Raw genomic sequence first — 16,918 nt, 5'->3', positions numbered from 1 at the left:
CCATTACGAACAGTTGCAATTGAGTAGGGATCTTGAATAGTAACGGTTTGGTCTGATCCGACATAAAATTTAGAAATATCTTCTTTACTTGCATTAGAACTTAATTTATCGGATTTTTCCTTTGAGGCTCCCGCAGAATTAACATATTGATCGCCAACTTTATACCACTTACCTTTTTCTTGATCACTTTCTTTCCATTCTTCTGTTTTTTTGAATAAAGAAAGCTCTTGGAATGGTTAGTTTATAATCGTAAGCAATGTTAGCAAAAGCTCCCTGACCAAGTTCTTCTGATTTTATAGTGACAGACCAAAGTCCAATGGTATTTTTAGTATGGTCGTTTCTATCGTAATTTTTTCCTCTTTTTAGTTCAACGGTTTTAAGAAGCGGTGCATTTTCATCCGTTGATTGGTAGATATTAACAGAAACAGCATTGGCAGTAGGGGCCCAAACGTTGAAAGTAGCATTCCCCTTATCATCAAAAGAAGCTCCCAGTTGGCCATTTTGTCCAACTATCGTCACTTTACCCTTCTCATCAACTTGTTTATCAGTATAACCATAGCGCTGATCAAACTCTTTAGTTTGAACATTCGCAAACTGTGAGTACCACCCATCATTTTCATTGTGATAAATATCTGTTGGCGTATAAACACTCACAGGAGCCGTCATATCGCCTGTAACTTTTTTACTATCGTTTTGACTTCCAAAATCTCTAACACTTGAAATATCTGCATTCTTCACAAGAATATAGTTAAAGGCACTGACTCCTATCTCTGCATTTACTTTAAGAAGATGCTTATTCCCCTCCTTGACTAATTTTTCCCAACGGCCTTTTTCATTTTCTTTACTGTCTTTCCAAATCCAAGCCGCATAATAATCATCGGAGTTTTTAGCTTCATAATGAATAGTGACAGGTTGCGGTGTTTGGAATTCTGTATCCTTATTGTAGTCGTTCCAAGTATTATTTGCGGTATAAAGGTTAGCTTTTGTCTCTTCATCTTTGCTTGTGTCGGCGTTGACCTGTGGGCCGACAGGATTATGTGATGAAGGAGCAACAATAGCTTCATTGGTTGCAGCTGTTACGTCTTTACTTCCCTCGGGCGTGGTACTGTTCTCACTCGACACCGGTGCTACTAGCATTGATGTCGATTCACTAACTACTGGATTACCATCATCAGCAAACGCTTGCGTATTCATTACAAGTAAAGAGGCGGCAACTAGGCTAGCTCCAAAAAGCCATTGCTTGCCAGACTTCCACATTCTATAATTGGTTACCTTGGTTTCAGGACTTGCTTTCCTCATCATTGAGTTTCTCCTCTGTTTTTATTCTTACAGCCTTTATTATGCAAGCGGTTGCAAAATAAGTCAACCATTTATCGTAAATGATAACATTTCCTTAATTTACAGAAAATTATTCTTTTCTTCTTCCTAAATTTCCATTATTTTCTATTATTTTTCTGCTTTATTAGTGTTATTCGCTCCTTCTAGTCGCTTTTCAACTAAGCTTTTGTTAGAATACCAGTATGACACGACTTGCGATAATGAGCGACCTTTACCTAGACCTCAATCACTTTGGACCTTTTGAGCGTGAGACACTTATCGAAGTGCTCAAGCACGAAAAGATTGATCATCTGCATTTAGCAGGGAATATGACCAACCATTTTTACAAGGACACTGAGCCCTTTCTTTCTGTCTTGGCTCAAGACATCACCGTTACCTTTAAGCTGGGCAACCACGATATGCTAGATTTGACCGAAGCTGACATTGAGGCGCACGACTTCAAGACTTACCTTATTGCTCCTAAACTCAGTCTTCTTGCTTTTCACGGTTGGTATGACTATGGTTTTTCTGCTGAAAAAGCTGACGCTGATCATATTGACTTCACGAATCATTTCTGGTTTGATCGGCGACTAAAACGGCCCTTGATAGATTCTGAACTCACAAACCAGATTTGTCAAGCATTAGAAAAGGCATTGATTGCGCTTTCTGATCAAACAGTGATTGTAGCCATGCACTTTGTCCCCATAGCATTTTCACCCTCAAACATCCAAAGGTCAAAGCCTTCAACGCTTTCTTAGGGAGCGCCCTACCTTCCATGACATTTTTCGACGCTATAGCGTGAAAGAAGTGGTCTTTGGACATCATCACAAACGTTTTTCTCCTCAGACTATCGATGGAGTCACCTATCACTCAAGGACACTAGGATATGCCAAAGAATGGCAACTCACTCGTGCGTTTATCAGACAAGCAACTCTTTTGACTATTAAAGGAAGATGGGTCCCTAGCAAAGCCTATTATGCTACTAAAGAATTGAAGGTTTTTAAAGACTACCGCGAGCAGCAGTTGGCAGCCTAATTGAGAGATGCCATGACTATTTTTGACAGTAACGAGATGAAAGGATAGACATATGAATATTAAACGACAAACCCAATTTGTCAGAATAGGTGCCCCTGTAACCATCTTCATTGGAGACAAGCATAAAGCCGTTCTCTATAATGGCGACAGCCTTGACATTGATCTTCCAGATGGTCAAACTCAACTTAACATCAAACATAGCAGGCAAACTGCTATAACAGTCAGTGACAAAGATAAGCTACTTCTCAAGGATAATCCTTTAAACCTTCTCTTATTCTGGTCTGGTGTCTTTCTTATTTTAGGAAGTCACGTCTTACTCAATTTTGATAATCCTTTACTTTTTTACCTAACTATGGCGGGCTTTGTTAGCCTGGCTAGTAGTTATTTCGTTCCTCGATTTCGCTGGGAACACAACTAAACCCAAGTCGATATGACCTGGGTTTTTCTTTTTAATCACTAGACATTAAGTCCTTAGAAAGCAATTTAAAGACGTTTCCAACTTTCTGGTAAAGGTACAAACCAGCTTTTTCAAGTGTTAATTGATCATTAATTCTTTGAGGTCCATCATGGTAGTTGACAACTGCCCAGAGGTCTTGTTTGTGATCATGAAGAATTTGAAGGTCACTATCGTTACGCACAACCTCGATAGATGCTTCTGTTCGAACTTTATCAAAGTCTTCTTGACTGACATTTGGCAATAAGGTGTAAGCGTACGTATCATTTGTTTGCTGATGCCTTTGGCTAATGGTTATAAAAGTTTGTGTGACTAACTCTTTATTTGTTGACCCTCTGTTAATATTAGACCAGCGTCCTGACTGTTCTTGGCGTGAGAACACTAAGGTTGTCGGTTTATCAAAGAGATAGCCAATATTATTCTTGCCATCTTGAGACAATAACAAGACACTTGTGACATGATCTCTTTCAAGGGTGTCATTTGTCAGACTGACTTCCTGGCCATTGACCAATAGACGATAAGGATTTTCTGGATTATCCTTTCGCTGATCAATCGTTGTGCTAACCGCCTGATTTTTGGTGCTCTGGATGCCAGCTCCTAAGAAGACGATACGGTCATCGAAAATCCCCCAAGCTTTCTTGGCACTGACCGTCCGATCCCAATTCTGGAAATCCATAGCAGCCAAGGCTGTTTTGTCATCCCCTTTGATAGCCCCCACAAATGAATTTGGGAGGGTGGACATGCCAGCTTTTTCCTTAGCTTTTTCCTTATAATCAGTGGTTAGTTTTTTCAAATAGTCATCTGTAACATCTTCTCGGTTGCCTTCGGCCTCTGTTGTGCCTGGCATTTTTAGCGGATTAACAGTTGGCCAATACTTGTCCGAATAATGGGTCAAATCATGATTATAAAGGTAGAACATGCCATCACCTGTGTACCAACCACGTGTATTTTCATTATTCATGGCTTCAAAATTAAGGGTCCTATTAGAATGCATGGATAAGGCAAAGCCAAAATCTTTGTCAGCATTGTAATAAGCTAATTTATCCATATTCTGAAACACAGAGAGGTTGGTTGACATCGGCATGGGCTTAATAGCCTTATTAGCAAGAACCTGTTCAAACAAATTGATGTCATAGTAGCTAGATAAGCTACTCAACATCGTTTCTTTATCATGGAAGGCCAAGATTGACTTTAATTGACCTTGAATCCTATTCTTGTTTGCCTCAGGCAAGACTTGCGATAACCTTAGAATACCACGTAAAGCTTCTAACGCTGCCATCCTTGACGAAGCATTTTCACGACTAATAGAGCGACCACGACTCATGTCCATTAATTCGCCATGAATCAGCAATGGGAAGAAGGATTTTTCAATCCAGTGCTCTATAACCTCTAATTTTTGTGCATTTAAGGTCATCGGTGATGCCTGAATCAGCGGGATTAATTGTGACAAGCCATCTATAAGGACATTTCCATAAGCTCCGGTATAAGCCACATTGGTATGATCAATGTAAGAGCCGTCTTGATAGAAACCTTCTCCTTTTGAACCATCCTTTTGAAACTCAAAGAGTGTATCTAGAGCTTCAATACTTTCTTTCAATTTTGCCTCATCATGCGTCAGCAAGGCCTCAATGATTTTCACACGTCCCATGTCCACAAGATTCCCGCCAATGGCCTTAAAAGGATTGACCAAGGTTGAACGAAACTGTTTTGGATTCGGAACAAAATGAGAAATGCTCTTGGTCTGCGCTTTAATTTCGTCTTGGGTAAAATAAGGATAAAGTAACGTCAGCGTATTAACAATGGCTCTTGGGGTCCCAATTTCGTAGTCCCACCAGTTAGCATTGCCTTCGATATCCTTCTGAGGATTATAGTAGTTAAGGTGTAGCCAGGCCAATTTGTCTTTGATTAACCTGATTAACGCTGTATCTTGATAGTACTTCGAAGCTGGGCTATTGACCTGTTTTGCCATTTCTTCCAAACGTCTGTAAGTCGCAGTCATATGAGATGACTTCCCAAAATCCTTTAAATCTTCCCACAAGTAGGCTTCCTTTTGATTATTGACAAGACTGTTGAGGTTTTTGGTCACACTGTCATCTAGTTTTTGGTTTAATGCCTGCATAGCAGGGTTCGATGCGTTATAGGAATCTGCCCCCAGAATCATTTGACGCCATTGAGAAATCAAAGCGGTCATTTCACTGTCATCTTTACCTGTTACTTCAAGAGGCAGATCAGCTATTTTTTGACCTTCTTTGGTAAAGACTTCTAACAGCGTGTGCCCTTCTTGCAAAGGCTCTACAGTACCATTTTCGATACGCACAATTTGGTTTGCCCCAGCGGCTACCTGATAGATATAGTCAGGTAGGGCAAGGAGATACTTTTTAGACAAAGGCAAAGCAATTCGCTCTTCCAATGAATGAGTAACCTCCTTGATAGCACCACTAGGTTTGTCACCCGCTTCTCTTAAGGAAATATTATCAAAGATCACTTGACCTTGACCAGTTTCGTAAAAGAGCTCTAGCTTAATCTGGTTAACCTTTAATTTAGGGACATAAAGCTTTTCTTGGTGTTTCTTCATGGTTCCTGTCGCCATTGGAGAGAGCCACAGACGTTGCTCTTTTAAGGTGTTGTTTTCTTTAATTTCTTCGATAACACGCACAAAGGTTTGCCCTGTCTTATCCTTTGTTTCAATATCAAAAGAAACCAAGTATTGTTTTTCAGGATTAATGGCAACCGTCTGATGGACACATCCCCTTAACTTCTTGCCTACTTCATTGGTCATGGTCAGTTGATGTTCAGTGGCATCAATTTGAGGACTACCAACTGTTTGCTTACTATCTTTATAAACTTGCCAACCCTCAGCTGCTTCTTTAGACCAGCCCTTGTCTTTGTCTGATGAAGACGTTGAAGCTGGACTAGTTTGGTCAAATTGAGGGTTCTTCAAGAGATTTTCACCGGTTAAAGTGATTTGACTCTCGAGGTCTGGGTCTACTTCTATTTCTGTTGTTGTCACTACTCCATCATTTTGAGATGTCACTTGGTGAGAAAGATTTGTCATTTGTTGCGGTCGCTCTATGTCCTGTGACGTTGGTAAGGCAGTTGTCCCAGATGCATCTTCGTCTGCTAAAACCGTTGGCGACCATAGCAGGCAGGCTAATAGAATGCTAGAACAAATGTAGGGATAGTATTTTTTGTGTTTCATTTGACACCTTCTTCATTTTTGAAGTTAATAATCTTTTGTTAATTTAACATATGCTGCTGCTCTTTGGGTGATGGTCTCAAATCGCCCTTGACTGGCCAAGCGGTTAAAATCACCACCAATTCCTAACACTTGTGCCCCAGCAGCCAACCAATCCGTGACGTTACCTTCGTTGACACCACCTGTCACCATGACCTCTACCTGAGGCAAAGGAGATTTGATTGCCTGGATAAAGGACATGCCGACTGTAGAACCAGGGAAAAGTTTCACCATATCAACACCTGATTCCAGAGCAGTTACCACTTCTGTAACGGTCATACAGCCTGGTAAATAAGGAACACCATAGCGATGACAGAGTCTTGCCACTGCCTGATTAAAATGAGGCCCAACAATAAATTGAGCACCAGCTAAAATAGCTTGGCGAGCGGTAATATCATCTAAAATTGTTCCAGCACCTATTAAAACTTCAGTATCTTCTTTGAAGCGTTCAGCCAATTGACCGATAACCTCACTAGCAAAGGGGTTAGTATAGGTGACTTCAATTGTCTTAATGCCGCCTTCAATACTGGCCAGACTGCAAGCTAAAGCCTCCTCACTAGACTGTCCTCGTACAACTAGGACAAGCCGATTAGCCTTAAGTTTGGTTAAGATTTCTATTTTTCCCATATCATCACCTCTGGACATCTCGTTGATTAGCTAAGACTGCTTCTACTTGTTGGACCCTGTGATAGAGCTGATCTTCAGCTACTGTACATTTTAGGCTAGCTGTTGCTACAGCAAAATCAAGGTTGCGCTGCTTTTCGTTACCTTCTAACAACTGATAAAGCAAACCTGCCACAAAAGCATCTCCACTTCCAACCCGTTGCAAGACTGGGGTCGTCACTTCACAGGATTCGTAAAACTGCCCATCATAGGCATAAGCCTTGAAATGATTACTGCCTTGGGCATCATTTGAACGCTCCGTATGATAAATAGCTTGTAACTGATAGCGCTGATAAAGTCCTTCCAGACGTTCTCTAATCGTCGTAGTATTTGCCTTTTTTCTATCAAACATGTCAAAATCGTCACTGTCTAACAGCAAAGGTTCCATGCCAAAAATAATATCCGCGTATTGAGCAAAGTGAGAAAAGAGTCGTTTAGCATCAGCTACCGCAATCATACTAGATCTAAAGTTAAGGTCAAAAGAAATACAAATATCCCTCTTCTTAGCTTCTCTCGCTAGTATCTCAATCAGATCCTGAGTTTTTTTACCCAACGCCAAACTGATCCCACTAAAATGAAAGTGACTAATGCCTTCAAAAATGGCAGCTAAATCAAGACTGTCCTTATCTAAGGCCGAAAAGCTAGAGCCACAGCGGTCATAATAAACCTGACTAGCCCGACAGCCAAAGCCATTTTCAAGGTAATACAACCCAACACGGTTGCCTTGCCAAGCCGTCAAGGTCATATCTACACCGCTTTGCTTCAAAAACTGATGAAAAGCGTGACCAACAGGATTATCTGGTAGGGCCGTAAATAGCCTTGCTTCTAAACCAAAACCGCCTAGAGTTCTTGCAATATTGACTTCTGAACCGCCAAAAAAAAGCTGAGCGTCGCAGGCATTGGTCAAAGGCTGAAACTGATTGGGGCTAACGCGAATCAGCGGTTCACCAACCAATAATAACTTAGACATGTGACCTCCTTTCCTCGTCAAAATGGAATTACTGTTCAAGTACTGATTTCAAATAAGTGACTAATTCTGACGGCTCTGCATTGGCAAAGAAGTACTCTTGGAAATGAGCGCCAGAAATCGTTTCTTTGAGGAAATCTTGGTCGATATCTTTGACAATCGCCAACAAATCTCTGTAAGTAATTTTTTTCAAATCACTTAAAATACGTGCATTCCGCTGTTCAGGAATAGCTCGCTCTTTAGGGTAACCACCGCCCATTGGTTCTGCAAAGAGGCGTTCAAATATTAAGGTCAAATTCAACTCTGCTCCCCAACCAAAACCTTTGGCAAAAGGAATAGACAAGGCATTACCACCATTGATTTGAGAAAAGAGATAAGCTTCTGTTGGCTCACTCGCAAAACCACAGGTAACTCCTGGGAAACTGTTCAAGGCCAACATAGCTCCAACACCTGTTCCACAACCAGTCACCACAAAATCGGCCGCCTTAGTGGTCAATAAAATAGAAGCTAAGAGTCCATTTTGAACGTAGGTCAACTGGCTTTCACCTTCTGTGCCATACATGCCATAGTTAAAGACTTGGTAGCCGTGTTTATCTGTCACTGAGGTAAGGGCATCGTAAATAATACCATTTTTAGCCGCTTGACTATTTTCATTAATTAATGCAATTTTCATATAAAATCTCTTTCTAGTGTGTGATTAAGGTTGTTTTCCAATATAAGCTAAAATGCCACCGTCGACATAAAGGATATGGCCGTTCACAAAATTACTGGCATCGCTAGCTAGAAAAACAGCTGGACCAGCTAAGTCTTCTGTTGTCCCCCAACGTGCTGCTGGTGTTTTAGCAATGATAAATTGATCAAAAGGATGACGACTACCATCTGCTTGTCGCTCTCTTAACGGAGCTGTTTGTGGTGTCGCAATGTAGCCAGGACCAATCCCATTACACTGAATGTTGGCTTCTCCAAACTCAGAGGCTATATTTTTGGTTAACATTTTCAAGCCACCTTTAGCCGCCGCGTAGGCACTAACAGTTTCACGGCCCAATTCACTCATCATAGAACAGATATTTATAATTTTACCATGTCCTTTTGCAATCATCGATGGCAAAACTGCTTTTGACACAATAAAAGGTGCATTTAAATCAATATCAATGACTTGACGAAAATCTTCTGCGGCCATTTCAAGCATCGGCGTGCGTCTAATAATACCTGCATTGTTGACCAGAATATCAATAACACCTACTTCATCTTCAATTTGACTAACCATCTGTTGGATACCAGCTTCATCAGTCACGTCACAAACATAGCCATGAGCTTCTATCCCTAATTCTCGATAGGCAGCCATCCCTCTATCAACTAACTCTTGTTTGACGTCATTAAACACAATGGTTGCACCCGCTTGAGCATAGGCTTTGGCAATTTCAAAACCAATACCGTAGGATGCTCCGGTAATCAAGGCAATCTTACCTTGTAACGAAAACATATTTTCCATAGGATTCTCCTTTTTGTTTTTATATTAAGTAAACCTGTTTACCAAAACTATAACAAAGTAAACTAGTTTTGTCAATCATTTTAATGAAAACGGTTCAAAAATTTAAAAAAATGTTCTATCCAAACTGTCACTATTATTTCGCCTTATCCTATTTTTAATAGCTACTAAGGCTTTTCTACATTAAATAGTTGCAAAAGAGGCAATTTTTGATTCTTTTTTAGCACAACTGCTCACTTTTTCTTTTTCAAAAATCTTTTAAAAAAAGTATTGACAAAGAATTTTGAAAGCGCTACAATGTTTTTAAGTAAACCGGTAAACTAAAAGGAGTTTTATCATGATTGCTATTATTGTTATGGGACATGGACACTTTGCAAGTGGGATTGTCTCATCCCTAGAGTTAATTGCAGGACAACAAGAAAAGGTAACTGCTATTGATTTTACTGCTGAGATGACCACCGCTGATGTGCAGGACCAATTATCTCGTGCTTTAATCCCAGAAGAGGAAACTTTAGTTCTTTGTGACCTTCTAGGAGGTACCCCTTTTAAAGTCGCTGCAACCTTAATGGAATCTCTTCCAAACACGACGTGTAATGTTCTTTCTGGTCTTAACTTAGCTATGCTGATTGAAGCTAGTTTTGCAAGACAAACAGCAGCTTCTTTTGACGACTTAGTATCAGGACTTATAACATGTTCTAAAGAAGGCATTGTTGACTGGAAGACTCTTTCTCAGCAAGAAGACGGTGCGACAGACGATGAGTTAGGAGGCATTTAATGACACGACCTTTAAAAACCATTGCTCTTGAACCTATCAAGCAGCCTGAACGATTTACAAAAGAGGATTTCCTAAGCCAAGAAGACATTACTCATGCCCTTGACTTAGCCCTCAAACAAGTTCGGCTTAATATGGACTACTTCAAAGAGGATTTTCCAACGCCAGCTACCAAAGATAACCAATACGCCATTATGGACAACACGGAATGGACCAATGCCTTTTGGACTGGCTGCCTCTGGTTAGCTTACGAATACAGTGGAGATGATGCCATTAAAGCTCTGGCTCAAGCAAATGACCTTTCTTTCCTAGATCGAGTAACAAGAGACATTGAGCTAGATCACCATGATTTGGGCTTTCTTTACACCCCTTCTTGCATGGCTGAATGGAAACTTTTAAAAACACCTGAGGCTAGAGAAGCTGCTTTGAAAGCAGCCGACAAATTAGTCCAACGCTATCAAGACAAAGGCGGCTTTATTCAGGCCTGGGGGGAGCTGGGGAAAAAAGAAGATTACCGTTTAATCATTGATTGCCTCCTAAACATCCAATTACTCTTTTTTGCTAGCCAAGAAACTGGAGACAACCGTTACCGCGACATGGCGATCAACCATTTCTACGCCTCAGCGAATCATGTCATCCGAGATGACGCCTCTGCTTACCATACCTTCTACTTTGATCCAGAAACAGGCAATCCTGTTAAAGGAGTAACCCGACAAGGTTATAGCGATGATTCGGCCTGGGCCAGAGGGCAAGCTTGGGGCATTTATGGTATTCCTTTGACCTATCGTTTCCTAAAAGAACCTGAACTCATTCAACTCTTCAAGGGCATGACCCATTATTTCTTGAACCGTCTTCCTAAAGACCAGGTATCCTACTGGGATTTAATTTTTGGAGATGGAAGTGGACAGTCTCGTGATAGTTCAGCAACAGCCATTGCTGTATGTGGTATCCACGAAATGTTAAAAACCTTACCAGACAGTGATCCTGATAAAAAAACATACGAAGCTGCCATGCACAGCATGCTAAGAGCCTTGATTAAGGATTATGCTAACAAAGATCTCAAGCCTGGTGCTCCTCTACTGCTTCACGGAGTCTATTCTTGGCACTCTGGAAAAGGGGTGAATGAAGGAAATATCTGGGGAGACTATTACTACCTTGAAGCTCTACTTCGCTTCTACAAAGACTGGAACCCTTACTGGTAACAAACACCGATAATCACATTTAAAAAGGAGATTTTATGACACAACCAAACATTATCATGACGCGAGTTGATGAGCGCTTGATTCACGGACAGGGGCAATTATGGGTCAAATTCCTCAACTGCAACACTGTTATCGTCGCTAACGATGCCGTTTCTGAAGATAAGATTCAACAATCCCTTATGAAAACAGTTATCCCATCCAGTATTGCCATTCGTTTTTTCTCCATTCAAAAAGTGATTGACATCATTCATAAAGCAAGTCCTGCTCAAAGTATCTTCATCGTGGTCAAAGATTTGCAAGATGCCAAACGCCTAGTCGAAGGGGGTGTTCCCATCACAGAAATCAATATCGGTAATATTCATAAAACTGATGATAAGGTTGCGATTACCCAGTTTATTTCGCTGGGAGAAACAGACAAGTCTGCTATTCGTTGCCTAGCCCATGACCACCAAGTGGTTTTTAACACCAAAACAACTCCAGCTGGCAATAGCGCCTCTGACGTTGACATCTTAGATTATATTTAATGAATAAAGGAGATTGATATGGATATCAATTTGTTACAGGCACTTTTAATTGGTCTTTGGACAGCCTTTTGTTTCAGCGGAATGTTACTTGGCATCTACACCAACCGTTGTATTATTCTGTCTTTTGGTGTAGGGATTATCCTAGGTGACTTGCCAACTGCGCTTAGCATGGGAGCCATCTCCGAATTAGCTTATATGGGATTTGGAGTGGGTGCCGGGGGTACCGTTCCTCCTAATCCTATCGGCCCTGGTATCTTTGGTACCTTGATGGCTATTACCAGTGCTGGTAAAGTCACCCCAGAAGCGGCACTAGCCTTATCAACACCAATCGCAGTTGCCATCCAGTTCCTTCAAACATTCGTCTATACAGCTTTTGCTGGTGCTCCCGAAACCGCTAAAAAACAATTGCAAAAAGGCAATATTAAAGGTTTCAAATTCGCTGCCAATGGCACTATCTGGGCTTTCGCTTTTATCGGATTAGGCCTTGGTTTATTAGGTGCCTTGTCAATGGATACTCTCCTTCACTTGGTTGACTATATCCCACCTGTCTTGCTCAATGGATTGACTGTCGCTGGTAAAATGTTACCTGCTATCGGATTTGCCATGATCTTATCTGTTATGGCCAAAAAAGAATTAATTCCGTTTGTACTAATTGGTTATGTTTGTGCAGCCTACCTCCAAATTCCAACCATTGGTATCGCTATTATTGGTATCATTTTCGCCTTGAATGAATTTTACAACAAACCTAAGCAAGTCGATGCAACAACTGTCCAAGGAGGTCAACAAGATGACTGGATCTAATAAATTAACCAAGAAAGATTACCTCAAAACAGCTCTGAGAGCTTTCTTCCTACAAAATGGGTTTAATTACAGTAATTACCAAGGTATCGGATACGCCAATGTCATCTATCCTGCCTTAAAAAAACATTTTGGCAGTGATAAAAAGGGCTTATATCAAGCTTTAGAAGATAACTGTGAGTTTTACAATACTAACCCTCACTTCCTTCCTTTCATCACCAGTCTGCACTTGGTCATGTTAGAAAATGATCGCCCTGAAGAAGAAACCCGAAACATCAAAATGGCACTTATGGGGCCTTTAGCTGGTATCGGTGACTCCTTATCACAATTTTGCTTGGCGCCACTCTTTTCAACGATTGCAGCTTCCTTAGCTAGTGATGGTCTGGTTTTGGGACCAATCCTCTTCTTCCTAGCCATGAATATTATCCTAACCGCTATTAAAATTGGTTCTGGACTCTATGGCTATAAGGTCGGCACAAACTTTATTGATAAATTAAGTGAACAAATGGCGGTTGTGTCGCGCATGGCAAATATTGTCGGCGTTACCGTTATCGCTGGACTAGCGGCTACTTCTGTTAAAATTACTGTTCCCATTACTTTTGCCGCTGGCAAGGTGGATGCGGCAAATGCAGCACAAAAATTTGTGACAATTCAAGGGATGCTTGATAAAATTGCTCCAGCCCTTCTCCCAGCTCTCTTTACCCTTCTAATGTACTACCTCATTAAAAACAAAAAATGGACAACCTACAAATTGGTTCTCCTCACTGTTCTTATCGGTATTATCGGTAGCTGGTTAGGTATTTTAGCTTAATGGTTCATAGAGACCTGTTATGAGCATAGGGAAATAGTTCCTAAGCACATGATGAGGTCTCTTTTCTTTTGGAAAGGAAATATCCTATGTCTCTTGCCTTCGCACGTTTTAAAGAAACAGTCAATCCAGACTTTTGCAGGAATTACCTACTAGACTATCAGGCTGACAGCTATGCTGATCAAAAAAGGATAGCTGACCTACTCTTAACCAATACCTTTTTATTTGAAGATAATTGGGATATGGAGCCTTGCCACATTCCTTACCACTTAGATCCCATTACTTGGCAAGAGGCTGTCACAGATGATTCTGAGTGGAATTTTATGTTAAATCGACAGACCTATCTCCAAAAATTAATCCTCGTCTACCTTGTTGAAAGAGATGAACGTTATCTCTTAACAGCTAAAGGTTTCATCCTCAATTGGATTGAATCAGCCATTCCTTTAGACCCTAAAGGGTTAGCTACTAGAACCTTAGATACTGGCATCCGTTGTTTTGCTTGGGTCAAATGTTTGATCTACCTTAATCTTTTTGACGCCTTAACCAAGCAAGAGGAAAGCCTCATCCTAGCTTCCATGGAAAAACAACTTCAATTTCTCCATGCCAACTACCTTGATAAATATAGCCTCAGCAATTGGGGAATCTTGCAAACCACTGCGATTTTATTAGCTGATGCCTACTTTGGGTCCGACCTTGATATTGCTGCAGCAACAGTTTTCGCTAGAAAAGAATTGGCGCAACAACTCGCACTACAAATTCTCGAAGATGGCAGTCAATTTGAACAATCAACCATGTATCATGTGGAAGTACTCAAAGCCCTTCTGGAATTAACTGCTTTAGTCCCTGATTATCTCTCTAAGCTAAGACCTACTTTGCTTGCCATGAGTGATTATCTCCTCAAAATGACTGGTCCTGACCACAAACAGATTCCCTTGGGAGACAGTGATTTTACCGATACCAGAGACATTCTAACGCTAGCAGCCACTATCCTTGAAGAACCACACTTAAAAGCTGCTGCTTTTCCCACACTTGATATCGATAGTCTTCTCCTTCTAGGAGAAAAAGGTGTCCACACTTTTGAACAGTTACCCGTCCAAACCTTACCAACTTTTGCGCATCACTTTGAACATTCCGGGCATATTACTATCAATCAAGAGAATTATTATCTTTTTTTCAAAAATGGGCCCATCGGTAGTTCCCATACCCATAGTGACCAAAATAGTCTCTGTCTCTATTATAACGGTCAACCACTTTTCTGTGATGCTGGGCGATACACTTACAAAGAAGAACCATTCCGCTATGCCCTAAAAAGCGCCAGCCATCATTCTACCGCCTTTTTAGAAGAACAATTACCTGAGCAGGTTGATAGCTCCTGGGCTTACCTTTCTTACCCCAAATCCAATTATTGTCACCTTCGACAAAATGGACACGTTTACTTTATTGAAGGTAGCTACCAGACGCAATTCTCTGACAAGAACAACTACCAACATGACCGACAAATTCTCATTTTACCACCAGGAATTTTTCTTATCATTGATACGATACAGGCTCAAGGCAACCACTGTCTTGTCAGTCAATTTATTCTTGATAATCACTTAGAAGTAAAGACAGATCACCTTAGTGACCTCAGACTAATCAGTGACTGCCCTTTCACTATCGAAGAAACGATTTTGTCAAAAAAATACAACCAATACCTGACTAGTCACAAACTCATCAAACGAAAACCTTTTAAAGACAAGGGTTGCACTAGTACCCTGTTAGTCCCTGACGATACCAAAGTTACTCCCTTAACACCACTTCAAACTGGCAAACGCAACCCAATTGAGACCGCTCTTGCTTGGCATTTAAAAGGAAAGCAGTTTGACTACAGTATCTGTGTTCTCCAAGAGGACTTAATTAAAGGAGAAAAACTCGTTCTCCTAAATGGTCATAAAATCAGAGGAAAGGTGGTTGTTATCAACCATATCACGAATGAGATTATTCGATTGAAACACTAAATCTTTTACGAGTCCTTATGTTATAATATGACTAACCATCACTAAATTAAAGGAGTGTATGCAATGCAGCGTAAAGTAACCATCAAAGATATTGCTGAATTGGCTAAAACTTCCAAAACGACAGTTTCCTTTTACTTGAACGGTAAATTTGACAAGATGTCAGAGGAAACTAAAAATCGCATTAAAAGCACGATTGAAGCTACCAACTATAAACCAAGCATTGCTGCCAGAAGTCTAAACGCCAAATCTACCAAACTCATTGGCGTGGTTATTGGTGATATTACCAATAGTTTTTCCAATCAAATTGTTAAGGGAATTGAAAGCAAAGCCCAGGAATTTGGTTACCAAATTATCATCGGAAACAGCAACTACGACCCCTCTCGCGAAGATGAACTCATTGAAAAGATGCTGAACCTCGGAGTGGATGGCTTTATCATTCAGCCTACCTCTAATTTCAGAAAATATTCTCGCATTATCGATATTAAGAAGAAAAAAGTGGTCTTTTTTGATAGCCAGCTTTACGAACATCGTACAAACTGGGTCAAAACCAATAATTATGATGCGGTTTACGATACTATTCAACAATGTATCAACAAGGGGTACCAACATTTCATCATGATTACTGGTAATCCTAGTCTCTTGAGCACACGCATTGAACGAGCTTCGGGCTTTATTGATGTCTTAGAAGCTAACCACCTTAAGTATCAACAAATGATTATCGATGAAAATCAAACCTCTTCAGAAGCAATTGCTCAATTTTTACAGACTTCTTTAAAGAATCAAAGTTTGATTTTTGTCCCTAACTGCTGGGCTCTGCCCAAGGTTTTTACAGCCATGAAAGCCCTAAATATCAGTCTACCAGAAACTGGTTTAGTAGGATTTGATAACACCGAGTGGACAAAATTCTCCTCTCCAAGTTTAACCACTATTATTCAACCAGCTTATGAAGAAGGAGAGCAAGCAACCAAGATTTTAATTGATGATATTGAGGGTCATAGCAAAGAAGCGAAACAACAGATTTTCGACTGTCAAGTTAACTGGCAAGAATCAACCTTCTGATTCCCCTTTGCTACTCATTAAGTGAACTTACTGAATAGCAACAAATAGATTGATATCATCTGTTGTCGCTCTTCTTAAACATGATAAAAAGTTACTGCCATGAAAGTATCCAGTAGAAATGACATTCAGAAGAGGTTTATCATGACAATCACCATTATTTCTAACTTATCCTTTCTCAACTCACTAGAAGATAAAGTGATTTTTATCAATAAAGATTATCTGACTACTGTTCCTAATCATAGTTCCATAACCCTCTCACTTCCCAAGAAAACTAATGGCTCAGAAACTTATTCTTTATCCTGCAATAGGTTGAGTTTCCCCTCTATTAAAGTTCAAGACGGAGATACCATTTTTATTGTCAATAATCCTTACTTTAGGATTGCTACTATAATGACTTTACTCTACTTTTTCGTTGTGATGTTCCTAACTTTTTCAAAGACTCAATTGCCTCCTCTTTACCAAAAATATTCTCTGCTACTCAATGCTTGTTTCATTGGAATACTTAATCTAATCCCTCGTTACTGTTTGATCAAAAATGACCCCAATTTGCACTCTTAACTAGTCAACCACAAAAAAGGTTTGAGACAATTGTCTCAAA

Annotated in this window: 15 protein-coding genes and 1 pseudogene; 10 read left to right on the top strand and 6 right to left on the bottom strand. The window is 40.3% G+C overall.

Annotation, left to right across the window (positions count from 1 at the left end):
* Nucleotides 1-183: 183 nt before the first annotated feature.
* Nucleotides 184-1,302, bottom strand: a complete 1,119-nt coding sequence (locus DYD17_RS11105; protein ID WP_236593288.1) for a KxYKxGKxW signal peptide domain-containing protein — start codon at nucleotides 1,300-1,302, stop codon at nucleotides 184-186.
* 218 nt (nucleotides 1,303-1,520) lie between these two features.
* On the opposite strand from DYD17_RS11105, the pseudogene DYD17_RS03720 reads away from it, so the two are divergent.
* Nucleotides 1,521-2,352: pseudogene (locus tag DYD17_RS03720) on the top strand (metallophosphoesterase).
* Nucleotides 2,353-2,404: 52 nt separating this feature from the next.
* Nucleotides 2,405-2,770: a hypothetical protein gene (locus DYD17_RS03715; protein ID WP_115252749.1), complete on the top strand. Its 366-nt coding sequence runs from the start codon at nucleotides 2,405-2,407 to the stop codon at nucleotides 2,768-2,770.
* 31 nt (nucleotides 2,771-2,801) lie between these two features.
* Here DYD17_RS03715 and DYD17_RS03710 read toward each other — a convergent pair whose 3' ends face one another.
* From DYD17_RS03710 to DYD17_RS03690, 5 genes are read right to left on the bottom strand one after another with little or no spacing between them, the layout of a single operon-like run.
* Nucleotides 2,802-6,005, bottom strand: coding sequence for a polysaccharide lyase 8 family protein (locus DYD17_RS03710; RefSeq protein WP_115252748.1), 3,204 nt, complete (start codon nucleotides 6,003-6,005; stop codon nucleotides 2,802-2,804).
* Between the two features lie 24 nt (nucleotides 6,006-6,029).
* Nucleotides 6,030-6,668 carry a bifunctional 4-hydroxy-2-oxoglutarate aldolase/2-dehydro-3-deoxy-phosphogluconate aldolase gene (locus tag DYD17_RS03705; RefSeq protein WP_115246496.1) on the bottom strand — a complete coding sequence of 213 codons (639 nt, stop codon included), beginning with the start codon at nucleotides 6,666-6,668 and terminating at the stop codon, nucleotides 6,030-6,032.
* Between the two features lie 4 nt (nucleotides 6,669-6,672).
* Nucleotides 6,673-7,674, bottom strand: a complete 1,002-nt coding sequence (locus DYD17_RS03700; RefSeq protein WP_115252747.1) for a sugar kinase — start codon at nucleotides 7,672-7,674, stop codon at nucleotides 6,673-6,675.
* Between the two features lie 28 nt (nucleotides 7,675-7,702).
* Nucleotides 7,703-8,344, bottom strand: a complete 642-nt coding sequence (locus DYD17_RS03695) for an RpiB/LacA/LacB family sugar-phosphate isomerase (RefSeq protein ID WP_003060429.1) — start codon at nucleotides 8,342-8,344, stop codon at nucleotides 7,703-7,705.
* 24 nt (nucleotides 8,345-8,368) lie between these two features.
* Entirely contained in the window at nucleotides 8,369-9,163 is a 795-nt protein-coding gene (locus DYD17_RS03690) for a gluconate 5-dehydrogenase (protein ID WP_115252746.1), read from the bottom strand.
* Nucleotides 9,164-9,497: 334 nt separating this feature from the next.
* Between DYD17_RS03690 and DYD17_RS03685 the strand changes: the two genes are divergently transcribed.
* The 8 genes from DYD17_RS03685 (at nucleotide 9,498) to DYD17_RS03650 (ending at nucleotide 16,878) form a co-directional block, all read left to right on the top strand.
* Complete coding sequence (locus tag DYD17_RS03685; RefSeq protein ID WP_115252745.1) at nucleotides 9,498-9,935, top strand: PTS sugar transporter subunit IIA; 438 nt, start codon at nucleotides 9,498-9,500, stop codon at nucleotides 9,933-9,935.
* Complete coding sequence (locus DYD17_RS03680) at nucleotides 9,935-11,134, top strand: glycoside hydrolase family 88 protein (protein WP_115252459.1); 1,200 nt, start codon at nucleotides 9,935-9,937, stop codon at nucleotides 11,132-11,134. Before DYD17_RS03685 ends, DYD17_RS03680 begins: the two co-directional genes overlap by 1 nt.
* 35 nt (nucleotides 11,135-11,169) lie before the next feature.
* Complete coding sequence (locus DYD17_RS03675) at nucleotides 11,170-11,658, top strand: PTS sugar transporter subunit IIB (protein ID WP_003050046.1); 489 nt, start codon at nucleotides 11,170-11,172, stop codon at nucleotides 11,656-11,658.
* 18 nt (nucleotides 11,659-11,676) lie between these two features.
* Entirely contained in the window at nucleotides 11,677-12,459 is a 783-nt protein-coding gene (locus DYD17_RS03670) for a PTS mannose/fructose/sorbose/N-acetylgalactosamine transporter subunit IIC (protein ID WP_003050044.1), read from the top strand.
* Nucleotides 12,446-13,267 carry a PTS system mannose/fructose/sorbose family transporter subunit IID gene (locus DYD17_RS03665; protein WP_115252744.1) on the top strand — a complete coding sequence of 274 codons (822 nt, stop codon included), beginning with the start codon at nucleotides 12,446-12,448 and terminating at the stop codon, nucleotides 13,265-13,267. The genes DYD17_RS03670 and DYD17_RS03665 overlap by 14 nt, the downstream gene beginning before the upstream one ends.
* Before the next feature lie 86 nt (nucleotides 13,268-13,353).
* Entirely contained in the window at nucleotides 13,354-15,261 is a 1,908-nt protein-coding gene (locus DYD17_RS03660; RefSeq protein WP_115252743.1) for an alginate lyase family protein, read from the top strand.
* Between the two features lie 63 nt (nucleotides 15,262-15,324).
* On the top strand, nucleotides 15,325-16,320 hold the full coding sequence (locus DYD17_RS03655) for a LacI family DNA-binding transcriptional regulator (protein ID WP_115276341.1): 996 nt from the start codon (nucleotides 15,325-15,327) through the stop codon (nucleotides 16,318-16,320).
* A 141-nt stretch (nucleotides 16,321-16,461) separates the two neighbouring features.
* A complete protein-coding gene (locus tag DYD17_RS03650) occupies nucleotides 16,462-16,878 on the top strand; it encodes a hypothetical protein (protein ID WP_115246505.1) in 417 nt (138 codons plus the stop codon).
* Nucleotides 16,879-16,918: the final 40 nt, after the last annotated feature.

Source organism: Streptococcus dysgalactiae subsp. dysgalactiae, assembly GCF_900459225.1.
GTDB classification, from domain to species: Bacteria; Bacillota; Bacilli; order Lactobacillales; family Streptococcaceae; genus Streptococcus; species Streptococcus dysgalactiae.
The sequence above is the reverse complement of the archived record's forward strand: the minus strand, read 5'-3'. Positions and strand labels throughout refer to the sequence as shown.

Excerpts from the sequence above, each read along its gene's own strand:
- DYD17_RS03650 (WP_115246505.1), top strand. The coding sequence starts at position 16,462 with ATGACAATCACCATTATTTCTAACTTATCCTTTCTCAACTCACTAGAA.
- DYD17_RS03680 (WP_115252459.1), top strand. The coding sequence starts at position 9,935 with ATGACACGACCTTTAAAAACCATTGCTCTTGAACCTATCAAGCAGCCT.
- DYD17_RS03700 (WP_115252747.1), bottom strand. The coding sequence starts at position 7,674 with ATGTCTAAGTTATTATTGGTTGGTGAACCGCTGATTCGCGTTAGCCCC.
- DYD17_RS03710 (WP_115252748.1), bottom strand. The coding sequence starts at position 6,005 with ATGAAACACAAAAAATACTATCCCTACATTTGTTCTAGCATTCTATTA.
- DYD17_RS03670 (WP_003050044.1), top strand. The coding sequence starts at position 11,677 with ATGGATATCAATTTGTTACAGGCACTTTTAATTGGTCTTTGGACAGCC.
- DYD17_RS03695 (WP_003060429.1), bottom strand. The coding sequence starts at position 8,344 with ATGAAAATTGCATTAATTAATGAAAATAGTCAAGCGGCTAAAAATGGT.
- DYD17_RS03705 (WP_115246496.1), bottom strand. The coding sequence starts at position 6,668 with ATGGGAAAAATAGAAATCTTAACCAAACTTAAGGCTAATCGGCTTGTC.
- DYD17_RS03690 (WP_115252746.1), bottom strand. The coding sequence starts at position 9,163 with ATGGAAAATATGTTTTCGTTACAAGGTAAGATTGCCTTGATTACCGGA.
- DYD17_RS11105 (WP_236593288.1), bottom strand. The coding sequence starts at position 1,302 with ATGATGAGGAAAGCAAGTCCTGAAACCAAGGTAACCAATTATAGAATG.
- DYD17_RS03660 (WP_115252743.1), top strand. The coding sequence starts at position 13,354 with ATGTCTCTTGCCTTCGCACGTTTTAAAGAAACAGTCAATCCAGACTTT.
- DYD17_RS03715 (WP_115252749.1), top strand. The coding sequence starts at position 2,405 with ATGAATATTAAACGACAAACCCAATTTGTCAGAATAGGTGCCCCTGTA.
- DYD17_RS03655 (WP_115276341.1), top strand. The coding sequence starts at position 15,325 with ATGCAGCGTAAAGTAACCATCAAAGATATTGCTGAATTGGCTAAAACT.
- DYD17_RS03675 (WP_003050046.1), top strand. The coding sequence starts at position 11,170 with ATGACACAACCAAACATTATCATGACGCGAGTTGATGAGCGCTTGATT.
- DYD17_RS03685 (WP_115252745.1), top strand. The coding sequence starts at position 9,498 with ATGATTGCTATTATTGTTATGGGACATGGACACTTTGCAAGTGGGATT.
- DYD17_RS03665 (WP_115252744.1), top strand. The coding sequence starts at position 12,446 with ATGACTGGATCTAATAAATTAACCAAGAAAGATTACCTCAAAACAGCT.